The 239-nt window shown below is 38.1% G+C and carries 1 pseudogene; it reads left to right on the top strand.

Features of this window, described 5'->3' with window-relative positions:
- Positions 1–239 (top strand): annotated as a pseudogene (locus RYX56_RS24985) (PH domain-containing protein); the annotation flags it as partial.

Here is a 239-nt window from a genome sequence, read left to right as displayed (position 1 = left end):
CTTTAACATCGGGAGGAGTTGGGGTCGTCATTTCTGCTGTATTTGCGTTATTTTCACAGCTAGATGATTTTATACCGTATAAAAGGATCTTCGGCGGGTTGGAGGAATGGGCGATACATAACATCCTTATGATAGCCGTTATTGTTTTCATCGGCCTTTTTTTAGCATGGATCATTTCTCTCATTATCGCTATGCTAAAATATGCAAATTTTACTGTGACAAAAACAGAAAGAGATTTC

Source organism: Alkalihalophilus lindianensis, assembly GCF_032843265.1.
Lineage (GTDB): Bacteria > Bacillota > Bacilli > Bacillales > Bacillaceae_D > Alkalihalophilus > Alkalihalophilus lindianensis.
The sequence above is the reverse complement of the archived record's forward strand: the minus strand, read 5'-3'. Positions and strand labels throughout refer to the sequence as shown.